Source organism: Mesorhizobium sp. HAY1-8B (assembly GCF_056868045.1).
This window is the reverse complement of the sequence record NZ_CP200321.1, coordinates 6,654,939-6,667,436: the sequence shown is the minus strand read 5'-3', so window position 1 is coordinate 6,667,436 and position 12,498 is coordinate 6,654,939. Positions and strand designations below refer to the sequence as shown.

Here is a 12,498-nt window from a genome sequence, read left to right as displayed (position 1 = left end):
TTCAGCATCGCCGATCCGTGCGGCCTACGCAACCGGTTGAGAGGATTAGGCAAGAGGACGCGAGTATCCGGCGCGCGAAACCGGCCGAGGCACGTCATCTCTGGGTCACCAAAGAAGGAGACATCGATATGACGACGCAGAGGAATGCGCTGGTCACCGGCGCCAACAAGGGTATCGGCCTCGAGACCGCTCGCCGGCTGGGGACAAAAGGGTTCAAGGTCTGGCTCGGCGCCCGCGATGCCGAGCGCGGGGAGGCCGCGGCAAAGGCGTTGCGCAACGAAGGGCTCGACGTCAAATGGCTCGAGCTCGACGTCGCCAGCGACGACAGCGTGGCGAGCGCGGCCAAGACCCTGACAGCGCAGGTATCCAGCCTCGACGCGCTGGTCAACAATGCCGGCATTGCCCCCGGCTATGTTGATGCGCTGGGACCGGACGGCCGCTACGAACGGCCGCCGAGCCGCGAGGATGTCACCGATATGAAGGCCACCTATGACGTCAACGTCTTCGGCCCGGTTCGCGTCACCCAGGCATTCCTGCCGCTGCTCCTGGCATCGCCCGTCGCCCGCATCGTCATGGTCAGCAGCTACCTCGGCTCGATCGCGCGGGCCGCCGGCAACAGCCAGTCGCCCAATGTGATGAGCTATGGCAGCTCGAAAACAGCGCTTAATGCCATCACCGTGGCCTTCGCCCGGGAACTCTCGCCGCGCGGCATCATGGTCAACGCCGCCGCTCCCGGCTACACCGCGACGGACCTCAATGCGCATAGGGGCGGGCGTACGGTGCAGCAGGCTGCCGGGATCATCGTGCAATTGGCGACGCTGAAGGCGGGCGGGCCCACCGGCGGCTATTTCGATGAGAACGGTCCGCTGCCCTGGTGATCGGTTATTTCCTGAGCTTGCTCGCTTCACGTGCAAGCGATTCGATCTCGTCCCACTTGCCCGCCTTGACCATGTCGTCGGGCGCGACCCAGGAACCGCCGACGCAGATGACATTGGGCAGGCCGAGGTAGTCGGCGGCATTCTTGCCGGTGATGCCGCCGGTCGGGCAGAATTTGACATCGGCGAGCGGCGAGGCGAAGGCCTTCAGCGACGCGATGCCGCCCGACTGCTCGGCCGGGAAGAATTTCAGGAAGCGCAGGCCTGCCTCGCGCGCGGCCATGATCTCGCCAGGCGTGATGGCGCCGGGCAGCAACGGGACGGCGCTGTCTTTCGCCGCGGCCAGAAGCTGGCTGGTGATGCCGGGGCTGACAATGAATTTCGATCCAGCGGCCGCCGCTTCGCCGAACTGGCGGGCGTCGAGAATGGTGCCGGCACCGACAATGGCGTCCTCGACTTCGGCCGCCACGCGGCGGATCGCTTCCAACGCATCGGCGGTCCTCAGCGTGATCTCGATCGCCGGCAGGCCGCCACGTGCCAGGGCGCGGGCCAGCGGCACCGCATCGGCAACATTGGCGATCTTCAGCACCGGTATGACCGGCTGGCCATTGAGGAGCGACAGGAGTTTTTCGGTCTTGCTGGGCATCTGTCTCTCCGTATCCTAAGCGCGTCGCATGAATCCGTCTCGGCGTGGCGCGCTCCTAGTTCATTTCAACCGATTAGCAGACGGGTGTTTGCCTGTCCACGAAACCGGTCGCGTCGCGATGTCACGCGCTGTGGGACAGCTTATCGGCTCTTCCCCGACAGGGCCATGACAGTCACCAAAGCCCGTTTCACCTTGAAACAGCATTTACGAGCGTCTAGTTGCTCTGGCAATGACACCGCCCACATCAACCCAACCCATCCGCGTCGCCGCGCTCTACCGGTTTGCCCGGCTCGATGCCTTTGACGAGCTGCGCGCGCCGCTCGCCGCCTTCTGTTGCGGCCGTGGCATCAAGGGCACGCTGCTCCTGGCGCGTGAAGGCATCAACGGCACGGTCGCGGGCAGCGCAGCAGCGATCGTTGAACTGATCGACTATATCGAAGCCATCGACGGACTGGCGGGCCTCGAGGTCAAGTACAGCGGTGCCGCGGAAATGCCCTTCCACCGCATGAAGGTGCGGCTGAAGCGCGAGATCGTCACCATGGGCATCGAGACCATCGACCCGGCGACGAGCGCCGGCACCTATGTGGCACCGGCCGATTGGAACGCGCTGATTTCCGAGCCCGACACGATCGTCATCGACACGCGCAACGCTTACGAAGTTTCGATCGGCACCTTCAAGGGCGCGGTCGATCCGGCGACCGCGAGCTTTCGCGAATTCCCGGCCTGGGTGGAAGCGCACCGAGCCGAGCTCGAAGGCCGCAAGGTGGCGATGTTCTGCACCGGCGGCATTCGCTGCGAAAAGGCGACGGCCTATGTGAAGTCGCTCGGTTTCGAGGACGTATTCCACCTCAAGGGCGGCATTCTCAAATATCTAGAGGAGGTTCCGGCCGAGCGGAGCCTGTGGCAAGGCGAGTGCTTCGTCTTCGACGAGCGGGTTTCCGTTTCGCACGGCCTCGCCCAGGGAGACGCGGAACTCTGCCGTGCTTGCCGCCATCCGCTGACGGCAAGCGAGCTGGCGTCGCCGAAATATGCAGCCGGTATCTCGTGCCCGCATTGCTTCGATGCCCGGTCGGACGAGGACCGTCAGCGTTATGCCGAGCGCCAGCGGCAGGTCGAGCTCGCCGAGGCGCGGGGCAAGGGGCCGCATATCGGGTCCTGACCCGGGGTCCGGAACCGCGGCAAAGCGGCGGCCTGTCATTGCAATGTCAAGTTCCGGGACCTACGTCTTCGGCGTTCGAAACCTGCCCGTTCGGCCGGGCGCATGCTGGAGGCACTGAATGTTCGATCCCAAGAAGCTTCTCGACGATCTGCTCGGCTCGCAAATTCCCGGCACCAGCGGCACCGTCCGCGACAAGGCGGGCCAGGCTGTGCAGATGGCCAAGGACAATCCGCTTGCGGCTGGCGCGCTCGCGGCCGTGCTGCTCGGGACCGGCGCCGGGCGTCAGGTGACCGGCACCGCGGTTAAGCTCGGTGGCCTGGCCGCGATCGGCGGTCTCGCCTACAAGGCTTACCAGAACTACAAGGCCGGCAATGCTCCGGAGCAGGCGCCCGCGGCCGGCGAACCGGAATTGCTGCCGCCGCCCAAGGACACCGCCTTCCACCCGTCGCAGGCGCCGCAAGGCGAGGATGAGTTCACGCTGACGCTCGTTCGCGCGATGATCTCGGCGGCCAAGGCCGACGGCCATGTCGACGATGAGGAGCGCAAGAAGATCGCCGGCAAGCTCAGCCTTGCGGGCATCGGCACCGATGCCGAGAAATTCCTGATGGCGGAGCTGCAAAGCCCGCTCGACCTCGACACGCTGGTCGCAGGTGCCCAGACCGATGCGCAGAAACTCGAACTCTACACCGCATCGCGCCTCACCATCGATCCCGACACACGCGCCGAGCGCGGCTATCTCGACCTGCTGGCCGGCCGGCTCGGCTTGCCGGACGCGCTGGTCGACCATGTCGAGGCGACGGTTTCGGCGGCCCAGGTTCCGGCTACAAAGGTCGGGACCTCCCCCAACCCGCGCTGGTAGGCCAAAACGGCACAGAGAGCCCGTTTACCTTTCGTTAACTCAGCAAGCGCATGATTCTACACAGTCGAATCGGCTTTTCCTCCTCCCAAGCCCGGTTCAGATCAGGGCGGTCGCCAATGACCGCCCTTTTTGTCGGCCCCTGCCGGGCTTCCTCCGAAAACGGATTCCAACTTTTCAAGGGCATGCCCTGGCGGCCGCGCTTGCCATCGCTGCCGTCATTTGCGATGCCTTCTGCCGAGCAAAATCCCTGAAAATCAGTCAGGCGCGCGCGGCGCTGCCGGAGGATATCTGTCATGACCGAGCAAAAAACCGCCATCGTCACGGGCGCCGGGACGGGTATCGGCAAGAGCGTTGCCACGGCACTGCTCAAGACCGGTTGGAACACCGTGTTCTGCGGACGCCGCAAGTCGGTGCTGGATGCCGCCATCGCCGAGGCCGGCCGGACCGAGGCCAGGGCGTTGGCGGTTGCCTGCGACATCAGCAAGGCCGGCGAGGTCGACGATCTGTTCGAGACGGTGGCGGAGGCCTTCGGCCGCGTCGATCTGCTCTTCAACAATGCCGGCATGGGTTACAAGTCTACGCTGATCGACGAGATCCCGGTCGAGGTCTGGAACGATATCGTCGGCGTCAATCTCACCGGTTCGTTCCTGTGCGCCCGCGCCGCTTTTGGCGCCATGCGCAAGCAGCGGCCGATGGGCGGCCGCATCATCAACAACGGCTCCGTGTCGGCCTATGCGCCGCGACCGGGCTCGGTGCCCTATACGGCGACCAAGCATGCCATCACGGGACTGACGAAGACGCTGGCGCTCGACGGACGGCCCTATGACATCGCTTGCGGCCAGATCGACATCGGCAACGCTCTGACCGACATGGCGCAGCCGATGACCGTCGGCGTGCCGCAGGCCAACGGCTCCATCGCCGCCGAAGCGGTAATGGATGTCCAGCGCGTTGCCGACGCCGTCGTGCACATGGCGAGCCTGCCGCTCGACGCCAATGTGCTGTTCATGACCGTCATGGCGACCAAGATGCCGTTCGTCGGGCGCGGTTGAGCGGCGGGCACCGGCGGGGCTTTCGCCACCTCATTTTCCCGCCAGCGGCACGCCTGGCTTGAACAGCAGAATGGGCCTGATCTCGTAGACGGCGGTCGGATTGACGCGGCGAAGGTCGCGGGCGATCGCGATTGCCGCTTCCCTCGTGGCGCAGTCGACGACATAGAGGCCGAGCAACTGTTCCTTGGTCTCGGCGAACGGGCCGTCGATGATCACGCCGTCGCCGGGGCCGCGCAGGGTGCAGGCATCCTGTGTCGCTCCCAGGCGCGCGGACGGTCCAAGCGTGCCTTCCTCATGAAGCCGGGTGTTGATCTTGAGCAGCTCGGCCATCAGCGCCGCATCTTCCTGCGGCGTCAGGGCCTTGATCGCGTCTTCCACGTGATAGGCAAGGATTGCATAAAACATCTAGGGCATCCCGGTTCGATCCTGATCTCAGGACCGTAACCGTTCCCGACATAGACGCACAGTCTTGGCCGTGATCCTCCGGACGGATCATGACATCGACATGGCGGGTCCGGCCGCAAGCCATCCGAAAATGGCTCCGGCCTGCTTTGAGGTCTACTTTGCCAGGAACGCCCCGATCCGCTCCAGCGCGCGCAAGATGTTCTCCTCGGAATTGGCGTAGGAGAGCCTGACATAGCCTTCGCCGAGAATGCCGAAATCGGGGCCGCCGATCAGCGCCACGCCGGCGTCATCGAGCAGCGCCGAGGCCAGCTTCTTTGCCTTCCAGCCGGTCTTCGACACGTTGGGGAAGGCGTAGAATGCGCCCTTGGGCGTGATGCAGGAAATGTTTGGCAAGGCGTTCAGTCCCTCGACCACGACCTTCCTGCGGCGGTCGAAGGCGCGCATCATCGTGTCGACGTCGTCCTGCGGTCCGTCGATGGCGGCGATGCCGGCGAACTGGCTCGGCGCGTTGACGCAGGACCAGCAATTGACCGCCAGCTTGCGCACCTTGTCGTAGAGATGGGCGCCCTTGTCGCCGTTCGGCCAGATCGACCAGCCCATGCGCCAGCCGGTCATCGCCCAGGTCTTGGACCAGCCATTGAGCACGATCAGCCGGTCGCGGATCTCGGGATAGCCGAGCAGCGAGCAATGCGTCTCGCCGTCATAGGTCATGACGTCGTAGATCTCGTCGGAGAGGATCGCGACATCAGGATGCTTCTCCAGTCCCTTGACCAGCTTTTCGATCTCGGCACGCGGCGTGACGCCGCCGGTCGGGTTGGCCGGCGAATTGAGGATCAAGAGCCTGGTCTTCGGGGTGATCAGCGCCAGCGTTTCTTCCGCCGAGAAGGCAAAGCCGTTTTCCTCGCGCATCGGCACGGGAATGGGGGCCGCACCGGTGAATTCGATCATCGAGCGGTAGATGGGAAAACCGGGATCCGGATAGAGGATCTCCGCGCCGGGTTCGCCGAACATCAGGATGGCGGCGAACATGGTCGGCTTGCCGCCAGGCAGAATCATCACTGTCTCGGGCGAGACCTCGACGCCCGTGGTGGTCAGCGTGCGGCGAACCACTGCTTCGCGCGTTGCCAGAAGCCCGTTGGCAGGCGTGTAGCCGTGGTGGCCGTCACGCAGCGCCTTGATCGCCGCCTCGACGATATGCTGCGGCGTCTTGAAGTCCGGCTGGCCGATGCCGAGATTGACGATGTCCCGGCCCTGTTGGGCAAGTGCTGTCGCCCTCGCGAGCACCGCGAAGGCATTTTCCTCGCCGAGACGGTCGAAGGCCGAAATCGTGTGGAGCATTTTTCCCGTCCGTGTGGTTCTTGCTGTGGGGTCGTGTTTTTGTGAGCTTCGGCCCGCAAAAGTCAAACGGATTGGAGTCTTCGGTGTCGGAAAATCTCGCGAATTGGCAGCCACGCCCGCGTCCGGAGCGCAAGGCGATCGACGGCCGCTATGTCCGGCTTGAACCGCTGAGCGCCGCAAGGCACGGCGATGGGCTCTATGAAGCGTCTTCCGTGTCCGATATCGACGGCCGCTTCGCCTGGCTGCCCGATTACCCGCCGGAAACCCGTGCGGCATTCCAACCCTGGCTGGACAAGGTCGAGGCCAGCGAGGATCCACTGTTCTTTGCCGTCATCGACAAGGCCAGCGGCAAGGTCGCCGGACGCCAGACGCTGATGCGCATCGATCCCGCTTACGGCGTCATCGAGATCGGCAACATCTATTGGGGGCCGCTGATCTCGCGCAAGCCGGGCGCGACGGAAGCGCAGTTCCTGTTCATGAAATACATTTTCGACGAGCTCGGCTACCGCCGCTACGAATGGAAGTGCAACAACCGCAACGAGCCGTCGAAGCGGGCGGCGGAACGGTTCGGTTTCAAGTTCGAGGGCATTTTCCGACAGCACCTCATCGTCAAGGGTGAAAACCGCGATACTGCATGGTATTCGATCATCGACAAGGAATGGCCGGCCTTGCGCCAAGCGTATGAGGCGTGGCTTGATCCGGCCAATTTCGATGGCGACGGCCAGCAGACGCGGCGGCTCGAGGATTTTCGCTCGCAGTTCGGGGCGTGAGCTGAATTCGGGGCTCAACGGGAGTTTGCCATTTGGCGCATACGCATTCCCACGACCACAGCGGCCATGATCATGGCAGCGGCGCTCACGTGCATGGCTCTACCGACAAGAAGCGTGTGCTGGTCGCGGCCTGCCTGACGGCGGGCTTCATGGTGGCGGAAGCGCTTGGCGGTCTCTTCACCGGGTCGCTGGCGCTGCTGGCGGACGCCGGCCACATGCTTGCCGACGCCATCGCGCTCGGCCTTGCCTGGTATGCCTTCCATCTGGCGGGACGGCCGGCAACGGGCCAGCTCACCTATGGCTTCGGCCGGGTCAAGACCCTTGTCGCCTACACCAACGGCATCGCCATCTTCATTATCGCGCTGTGGATTGTATACGAGGCATGGGACCGCCTGCTCACACCGGCGCCGGTGCTGGGCGGGCCGATGCTGGTGGTGGCGATCCTCGGCCTGCTGGTCAATCTCGGCTCCTTCCTGGTGCTGCATGGCGGCGACCGCGAGAGCCTCAACATGCGCGGCGCCATCCTGCACGTGCTGGGCGACCTGCTTGGCTCGGCGGCGGCGATCGTGGCGGCACTGGTGATCCTGGCGACCGGCTGGACGCCGATCGACCCGATCCTTTCGGTGCTGGTCTCGCTGCTGATCTTGTCGACGGCCTGGTCGCTGATGCGCGCCGCCGCCCACGTCCTGCTGGAGGGCGTGCCGCCAACCCTCGACCGGGATGTGGTTGCCAAGGACCTTGAAACGACGATCCCGGGCGTGCGCGAAGTGCACCACATGCATGTCTGGTCGCTCGATGGGTCAAGCAACATGGCGACGCTGCATGCCTGCCTAGACGATGGCGTCGATGCACACCGCGCCGTCAGCGCCATCAAGAAGCGGCTTGCCAGCGAGCACGGCATCAGCCATGCCACCGTGGAGCCGGAATTCGGCCAATGCGCCGATGATAGCCACGACCATGATCACGAGCACGAGCATGACGCGGCCGCCCATCACGGCCACCATCACTAGGCCCGATCGATGACCATTGATCGGCCCTGTCTCAGGAGTTTTCCAGCTTTGAAACCCAGCCCGACGAACGACCGCCGCTCCGGTGCGGCATGATGGACCGTGACACGCGCAATGCGGCCATCGCGGCGGTCTGGATCATGCTGCTGTTCGGCATTGCCGCCTTCTACCTGCCGACGGTGATGCTGGCACTCGGAAGTTTTTCGACCGTGCTGGCCGGTATCTTCGGCACTGTCTTCGTGCTGGCGTTTTTCCTCGTGTTCTGGCTGCGCGCGCGCAGCCAGCGCAAAAATCAGGGCAAGTAAGGGAATTTCGATATGCGCATTCTGATCACTGGCGCCGCAGGCATGGTCGGCCGCAAGCTCATCGCGCGGCTGGCCAAGGACGGCCAGCTTAACGGCAAGACGATCACCGCCCTCGATCTGCATGACATCGTGCCGCCGCAGGCCCCGGCCATGGATGGCATCAGCATCAACACGCATACCGGCGACCTTGCCGAGGCAGGTGCCGCTGAAAGCCTGGTCGCGTCGCGCCCCGACGTCGTCTTCCATCTTGCCGGCATCGTGTCGGGCGAGGCGGAAGCCAATTTCGATCTCGGCTACCGCGTCAACCTCGACGGCACGCGCGCCCTGTTCGATGCCATCCGGCTTGCGGGTTTTGCGCCGCGCGTGGTCTTCACCTCGTCGATCGCGGTGTTCGGAGCGCCGTTCCCGGAGGTCATCCCGGATGAATTCCATCCGACGCCGCTGACCTCCTACGGCACGCAGAAGCAGATGAGCGAAGCGCTGCTCGCCGACTATTCCAGGCGCGGCTTCTTCGACGGCATAGGTATCCGCCTGCCGACGATCTGTGTGCGGCCCGGCAAGCCGAACAAGGCGGCCTCCGGCTTCTTCTCCGGCATCATCCGCGAACCGCTGAGCGGCCATGAGGCGATCCTGCCGGTGCCCCGTTCGGTCGTGCACACCCATGCCAGTCCGCGCTCCGCGGTGAACTTCCTGATCCATGCTGCAGGGATCGACGGTGCTGTCGTCGGGCCGCGCCGCAACCTGACCATGCCTGGCGTCGCCGTCACCGTCGGCGAGCAGATCGAGGCGCTGGAGCGCATCGCCGGGCCGAAGACGGCAGGCCTGATCCGCGAAGTGCCCGACGAGACGATCTGGGCGATCGTCAAGGGCTGGCCGACCCGCTTCGAGGCAAGACGCTCACGAGAACTCGGCTTCAGCGCCGAGAAGAGTTTTGACGAGATCATCCAGGCCCATATCGAGGATGAACTGGGCGGCAAGATTCCCGGTTAGGAGTTTGCCATCCCCCATCTCATTCTTATGGGATGGAGATGGCCTAGACGCTGCCGGTCAGGCTCGCCGACAAAAGCAGCAGTCCGAACAGGAAGACAAAGGCGGCGCCGCCGATCTCGACGATCGAATGGATGCGGTTTCCCATGCGGCCGTCGCCGGCGAAATACACCGCCCAGTTCTTGGCGGTCACGGCAAGCGTCGCCAGTGCCGAGACGGTGATGGCGGTGCCTAGCGACATTGCCAGCACCGACAGCAGGCCGCCGAGCCAGAGCCCGTTGAACAGCGCGAAGCTGAGCACGATCAGCGCGCCGGAGCAGGGGCGGATGCCGACGGCCGCCACCGCCGACCAGGCCGTGCGCCAGTCGAAGCGGTCGCCCGACAGCAGCGCCGGATCGGGCGCATGCGAGTGGCCACAGGTTTCGCAGACCTCGCCCGCCGCGTGATCGTGATGCGCGTGGTCGTGTGTGCCGTGATCATGATGGTGGTCATCCGCGCCATGGTCATGATGGTCGTGCGAATGGTCATGAACATGTTTGTGATCATCATGCACCTGCAGCGCGTGCGAATGAGCATGCGCCGAATGGCTGTGCGCGGCATGCGAATGACCGGCATGCGAATGGCTCCCATGAGAATGGCCGGCATGAGAATGGCCCGCATGGGAATGGCCCGCATGAGCCGCAGAAAGGCTGTAGACAGGCGCTCGGCCGAACAGGCGCAGGATGGACGGGCCGAGCTTGCGCCACAACAGCCAGGCGCCGAACAGGGTGACCAGGGCAAAGCTCATGATCTCCATGAACCAGGCCGCGTCAGTCATCGAGATGGTGGTGCCGCGCAGGACGAAATAGGCGAGCAGCATGACCGCGATCGCCGTCAGGCCCTGCAGCAGGGCCGAGACGAAGGACAACAGGATGCCGCGCCGCAGCGCCACTTCATTGGCGACCATGTAGGACGAGATCACCGCCTTGCCGTGGCCGGGGCCGGCGGCATGGAAAATGCCATAGGCGAAGGACAGGCCGATCAAGATCCAGATTTTGCTGCCATCCTGGCGCATCGCCTTCATGGCGCCGGCAAGAGCGCGGTAGAATTCCTGCTGCCGCAGGTTGATCCACATCAGGATGTGGGCGAACGGACCGGTGGTCGGCGCCATGCCGTCATTAACGCCGATGCCAAGTGAACTCTGGGCGTGCGCGGCGTTGGCGAAATGCATCGCGGCAAAGGCGAGGGCCAACAGGCCGAATGCCAAACGCAGGGACGGTTTCGTCACCGGCTTCATCCTTCTGGCTGACAGGTCAGTTCGAGCTTGGTGGCAAAGATCTTGCTCATGTCGGTGCCTGTCGGGTCGTTGAAGAAGGCATCCGTCAGTGTCTTCTGGTTTTCCTTGATGGCCTCATCCGGATCCGGACGGATCACCTTGCTGGTGCAATTCGACGGCAGGCCTTCAACCGTGATGTTGGAATCCTCGGTGAAGTCGATCGCCGTGTAGAAAGTCGGATCATAGACGCCGATGTCGATCGTGCCGGTCAGCTTGATCGGTGCCTTGGGTTCGGACTCGAACAGGATGATCAACTGGTCGTTGTCGAAATTGGCCATCAGGTGTGGAGGCGGCACCATCGTCACGTCCTTGCCGTTTTGCGTGACGAGCTGGAAATAATTGAATTCGGCCAGAGAGGCATGAACGGTGTCGGCGACATCCTTCAGCTCCTTGTCGTCAAGCTTCAGGTCCGAGTTCTTGTCGAACTCCATCATGACAGTACTCGAAAACAGGTCGTCGAAGCGCCAGAGATGGCGCAGCGCTTTCACACTTTGGTGATCCGGGGACAGGATCACGTCGAGCCGCGCCTCGGCGAAGACGTGCGGATGCACATAAGCCGGTCCCGTGGCGGCAAAGGTCGCCACCAAGGCCGAAGCCAGTGTGATTGCGTGCCGCTTGAGATGCATTCCCGGTCGCGATTCCCTTGGCCTTGGAGAGGAACCGAAGGTCACCAGAAAGGGGGCGAAATTGGGACCGCCAGTGCGTGTCACCCAAAAGTGTGCTTCGGTTTTGGGGGAATGACACGCACGAGACTCAAAGCGTGTCACCCAAAAGTGTGCTGCGGTTTTGGGGGAATGACACGCACGAGACTCAAAGCGTGTCACCCAAAAGTGCGCAGCGGTTTTGGGACTACGACACGTACGCAACAACAAGCCCGGGCAGGTCAAGCGACCTCACGCGTCCTGAACCACTGCACCAGGAAGTCGACGAAAACGCGGACCTTGGCCGGCAGGTAGCGGCGGTGCGGGTAGACGGCGAAGATGCCGCCGCCGGAAAGGATGCGGTCATCGAGCACCGTCACCAGCCGGCCGCTGGCAAGATCAGGCCCGGCGATGAAATCCGGCAGGATGCAAAATCCGAGTCCCGATACGGCGGCAGCGCGCGCTGCCATCGGGCTGTTGACCTCGATCGGGCCTGACACAGCGACGCTCAGCTGATCGTTGTTGTCGCCCTTGAACGGCCAGTTGTTCAGTCCGCGGCCATTGGTGTCGACGATGCATGGCATGTGGCCGAGATCCTGCGGCCGCGTCGGCATGCCGTGCTTGGCGATCAGTTCGGGCGAGGCGCAGAGTTTTATCGAAAACGGAGCCAGCCGCCTGGCGATCAGCGACGAATTCTCCAGGCGCGAGATGCGCACCGCGAGGTCGAAACCTTCCTCAACCAGGTCGACGAAGCGGTCGTCAAGCTGGATGTCGAGAACGATGTCGGGGTGCTGCTTGGCGAAGTCGATCAGCGACTGGCCGATCGGTGCGTCGGCGAAGGTGCGCGGTGCTGACACCTTGATCCTGCCGCGCACGTCGCCGGAGGATTCGCGCACGGCGTCCGCCAGGCTGTCGACCTCGCGCACGATCTCCGAGGCGCGCCGGTAATAGGTGTGGCCGGCCTCGGTCATCGAGAATTGACGCGTGGTGCGGTTGAGCAGCAGAGCGCCGAGTTCGTCCTCCAACTCGCGCACATATTTTGACAGCAGCGCCTTGGAACGGCCGATCTTGCGCGCCGCCGCCGAAAAGCCCTCGGCCTCGACGACGTCGATGAAGGCGCGCATGCGGGTCAGTGTGTCCAT

Annotated in this window: 15 protein-coding genes; 8 read left to right on the top strand and 7 right to left on the bottom strand. The window is 63.9% G+C overall.

Annotated elements, in window-relative coordinates; translation table 11 throughout:
- Nucleotides 1–128 precede the first annotated feature (128 nt).
- Nucleotides 129–878, top strand: coding sequence for an SDR family oxidoreductase (locus tag AC1VON_RS32085; RefSeq protein ID WP_172348718.1), 750 nt, complete (start codon nucleotides 129–131; stop codon nucleotides 876–878).
- 4 nt (nucleotides 879–882) lie between these two features.
- Here the strand turns inward: AC1VON_RS32085 and AC1VON_RS32080 are convergent, their stop codons facing one another.
- The gene (locus AC1VON_RS32080) at nucleotides 883–1,521 is read right to left on the bottom strand and encodes a 2-dehydro-3-deoxy-phosphogluconate aldolase (protein ID WP_172348719.1); all 639 of its coding nucleotides are present in this window, start codon (nucleotides 1,519–1,521) and stop codon (nucleotides 883–885) included.
- A 229-nt stretch (nucleotides 1,522–1,750) separates the two neighbouring features.
- Here AC1VON_RS32080 and trhO point away from each other — a divergent pair, with 229 nt between their 5' ends.
- The gene (trhO, locus tag AC1VON_RS32075; protein ID WP_483126069.1) at nucleotides 1,751–2,680 is read left to right on the top strand and encodes an oxygen-dependent tRNA uridine(34) hydroxylase TrhO; all 930 of its coding nucleotides are present in this window, start codon (nucleotides 1,751–1,753) and stop codon (nucleotides 2,678–2,680) included.
- A 118-nt stretch (nucleotides 2,681–2,798) separates the two neighbouring features.
- Entirely contained in the window at nucleotides 2,799–3,539 is a 741-nt protein-coding gene (locus AC1VON_RS32070) for a tellurite resistance TerB family protein (protein ID WP_172348721.1), read from the top strand.
- Between the two features lie 34 nt (nucleotides 3,540–3,573).
- Here AC1VON_RS32070 and AC1VON_RS32065 read toward each other — a convergent pair whose 3' ends face one another.
- Entirely contained in the window at nucleotides 3,574–3,834 is a 261-nt protein-coding gene (locus AC1VON_RS32065; protein ID WP_172348722.1) for a hypothetical protein, read from the bottom strand.
- On the opposite strand from AC1VON_RS32065, the gene AC1VON_RS32060 reads away from it, so the two are divergent.
- Entirely contained in the window at nucleotides 3,833–4,588 is a 756-nt protein-coding gene (locus AC1VON_RS32060; RefSeq protein WP_172348723.1) for an SDR family oxidoreductase, read from the top strand. The genes AC1VON_RS32065 and AC1VON_RS32060 overlap by 2 nt on opposite strands.
- A 30-nt stretch (nucleotides 4,589–4,618) precedes the next feature.
- Here AC1VON_RS32060 and AC1VON_RS32055 read toward each other — a convergent pair whose 3' ends face one another.
- Both AC1VON_RS32055 and AC1VON_RS32050 read right to left on the bottom strand, forming a co-directional pair.
- Entirely contained in the window at nucleotides 4,619–4,993 is a 375-nt protein-coding gene (locus tag AC1VON_RS32055; protein WP_483126068.1) for a YciI family protein, read from the bottom strand.
- 153 nt (nucleotides 4,994–5,146) lie between these two features.
- Nucleotides 5,147–6,331, bottom strand: a complete 1,185-nt coding sequence (locus AC1VON_RS32050) for a pyridoxal phosphate-dependent aminotransferase (protein WP_056578340.1) — start codon at nucleotides 6,329–6,331, stop codon at nucleotides 5,147–5,149.
- A gap of 83 nt (nucleotides 6,332–6,414) precedes the next feature.
- Here AC1VON_RS32050 and AC1VON_RS32045 point away from each other — a divergent pair, with 83 nt between their 5' ends.
- The 4 genes from AC1VON_RS32045 to denD all read left to right on the top strand — a co-directional run bounded on the left by AC1VON_RS32045 (nucleotide 6,415) and on the right by denD (nucleotide 9,403).
- Nucleotides 6,415–7,101, top strand: coding sequence for a GNAT family N-acetyltransferase (locus AC1VON_RS32045; RefSeq protein WP_172348726.1), 687 nt, complete (start codon nucleotides 6,415–6,417; stop codon nucleotides 7,099–7,101).
- Nucleotides 7,102–7,133: 32 nt separating this feature from the next.
- Nucleotides 7,134–8,111 carry a cation diffusion facilitator family transporter gene (locus AC1VON_RS32040; protein ID WP_172348727.1) on the top strand — a complete coding sequence of 326 codons (978 nt, stop codon included), beginning with the start codon at nucleotides 7,134–7,136 and terminating at the stop codon, nucleotides 8,109–8,111.
- A gap of 89 nt (nucleotides 8,112–8,200) precedes the next feature.
- On the top strand, nucleotides 8,201–8,413 hold the full coding sequence (locus AC1VON_RS32035; protein WP_172348728.1) for a hypothetical protein: 213 nt from the start codon (nucleotides 8,201–8,203) through the stop codon (nucleotides 8,411–8,413).
- Between the two features lie 12 nt (nucleotides 8,414–8,425).
- The gene (denD, locus tag AC1VON_RS32030) at nucleotides 8,426–9,403 is read left to right on the top strand and encodes a D-erythronate dehydrogenase (RefSeq protein ID WP_483126067.1); all 978 of its coding nucleotides are present in this window, start codon (nucleotides 8,426–8,428) and stop codon (nucleotides 9,401–9,403) included.
- A gap of 43 nt (nucleotides 9,404–9,446) precedes the next feature.
- Here denD and AC1VON_RS32025 read toward each other — a convergent pair whose 3' ends face one another.
- The 3 genes from AC1VON_RS32025 to AC1VON_RS32015 all read right to left on the bottom strand — a co-directional run bounded on the left by AC1VON_RS32025 (nucleotide 9,447) and on the right by AC1VON_RS32015 (nucleotide 12,498).
- The gene (locus AC1VON_RS32025; RefSeq protein WP_483126066.1) at nucleotides 9,447–10,676 is read right to left on the bottom strand and encodes a nickel/cobalt transporter; all 1,230 of its coding nucleotides are present in this window, start codon (nucleotides 10,674–10,676) and stop codon (nucleotides 9,447–9,449) included.
- The gene (locus AC1VON_RS32020; protein WP_140771796.1) at nucleotides 10,673–11,341 is read right to left on the bottom strand and encodes a DUF1007 family protein; all 669 of its coding nucleotides are present in this window, start codon (nucleotides 11,339–11,341) and stop codon (nucleotides 10,673–10,675) included. Before AC1VON_RS32020 ends, AC1VON_RS32025 begins: the two co-directional genes overlap by 4 nt.
- 257 nt (nucleotides 11,342–11,598) lie before the next feature.
- Nucleotides 11,599–12,498 carry a LysR family transcriptional regulator gene (locus AC1VON_RS32015; protein ID WP_172348731.1) on the bottom strand — a complete coding sequence of 300 codons (900 nt, stop codon included), beginning with the start codon at nucleotides 12,496–12,498 and terminating at the stop codon, nucleotides 11,599–11,601.

Bases quoted from the DNA above. Each gene is read 5' to 3' on its own strand.
- AC1VON_RS32035 (WP_172348728.1), top strand. From the start codon at position 8,201: ATGATGGACCGTGACACGCGCAATGCGGCCATCGCGGCGGTCTGGATC.
- AC1VON_RS32025 (WP_483126066.1), bottom strand. From the start codon at position 10,676: ATGAAGCCGGTGACGAAACCGTCCCTGCGTTTGGCATTCGGCCTGTTG.
- AC1VON_RS32020 (WP_140771796.1), bottom strand. From the start codon at position 11,341: ATGCATCTCAAGCGGCACGCAATCACACTGGCTTCGGCCTTGGTGGCG.
- AC1VON_RS32015 (WP_172348731.1), bottom strand. From the start codon at position 12,498: ATGGACACACTGACCCGCATGCGCGCCTTCATCGACGTCGTCGAGGCC.
- AC1VON_RS32055 (WP_483126068.1), bottom strand. From the start codon at position 4,993: ATGTTTTATGCAATCCTTGCCTATCACGTGGAAGACGCGATCAAGGCC.
- AC1VON_RS32065 (WP_172348722.1), bottom strand. From the start codon at position 3,834: ATGACAGATATCCTCCGGCAGCGCCGCGCGCGCCTGACTGATTTTCAG.
- trhO (WP_483126069.1), top strand. From the start codon at position 1,751: ATGACACCGCCCACATCAACCCAACCCATCCGCGTCGCCGCGCTCTAC.
- AC1VON_RS32050 (WP_056578340.1), bottom strand. From the start codon at position 6,331: ATGCTCCACACGATTTCGGCCTTCGACCGTCTCGGCGAGGAAAATGCC.
- AC1VON_RS32060 (WP_172348723.1), top strand. From the start codon at position 3,833: ATGACCGAGCAAAAAACCGCCATCGTCACGGGCGCCGGGACGGGTATC.
- AC1VON_RS32085 (WP_172348718.1), top strand. From the start codon at position 129: ATGACGACGCAGAGGAATGCGCTGGTCACCGGCGCCAACAAGGGTATC.
- AC1VON_RS32080 (WP_172348719.1), bottom strand. From the start codon at position 1,521: ATGCCCAGCAAGACCGAAAAACTCCTGTCGCTCCTCAATGGCCAGCCG.
- denD (WP_483126067.1), top strand. From the start codon at position 8,426: ATGCGCATTCTGATCACTGGCGCCGCAGGCATGGTCGGCCGCAAGCTC.
- AC1VON_RS32070 (WP_172348721.1), top strand. From the start codon at position 2,799: ATGTTCGATCCCAAGAAGCTTCTCGACGATCTGCTCGGCTCGCAAATT.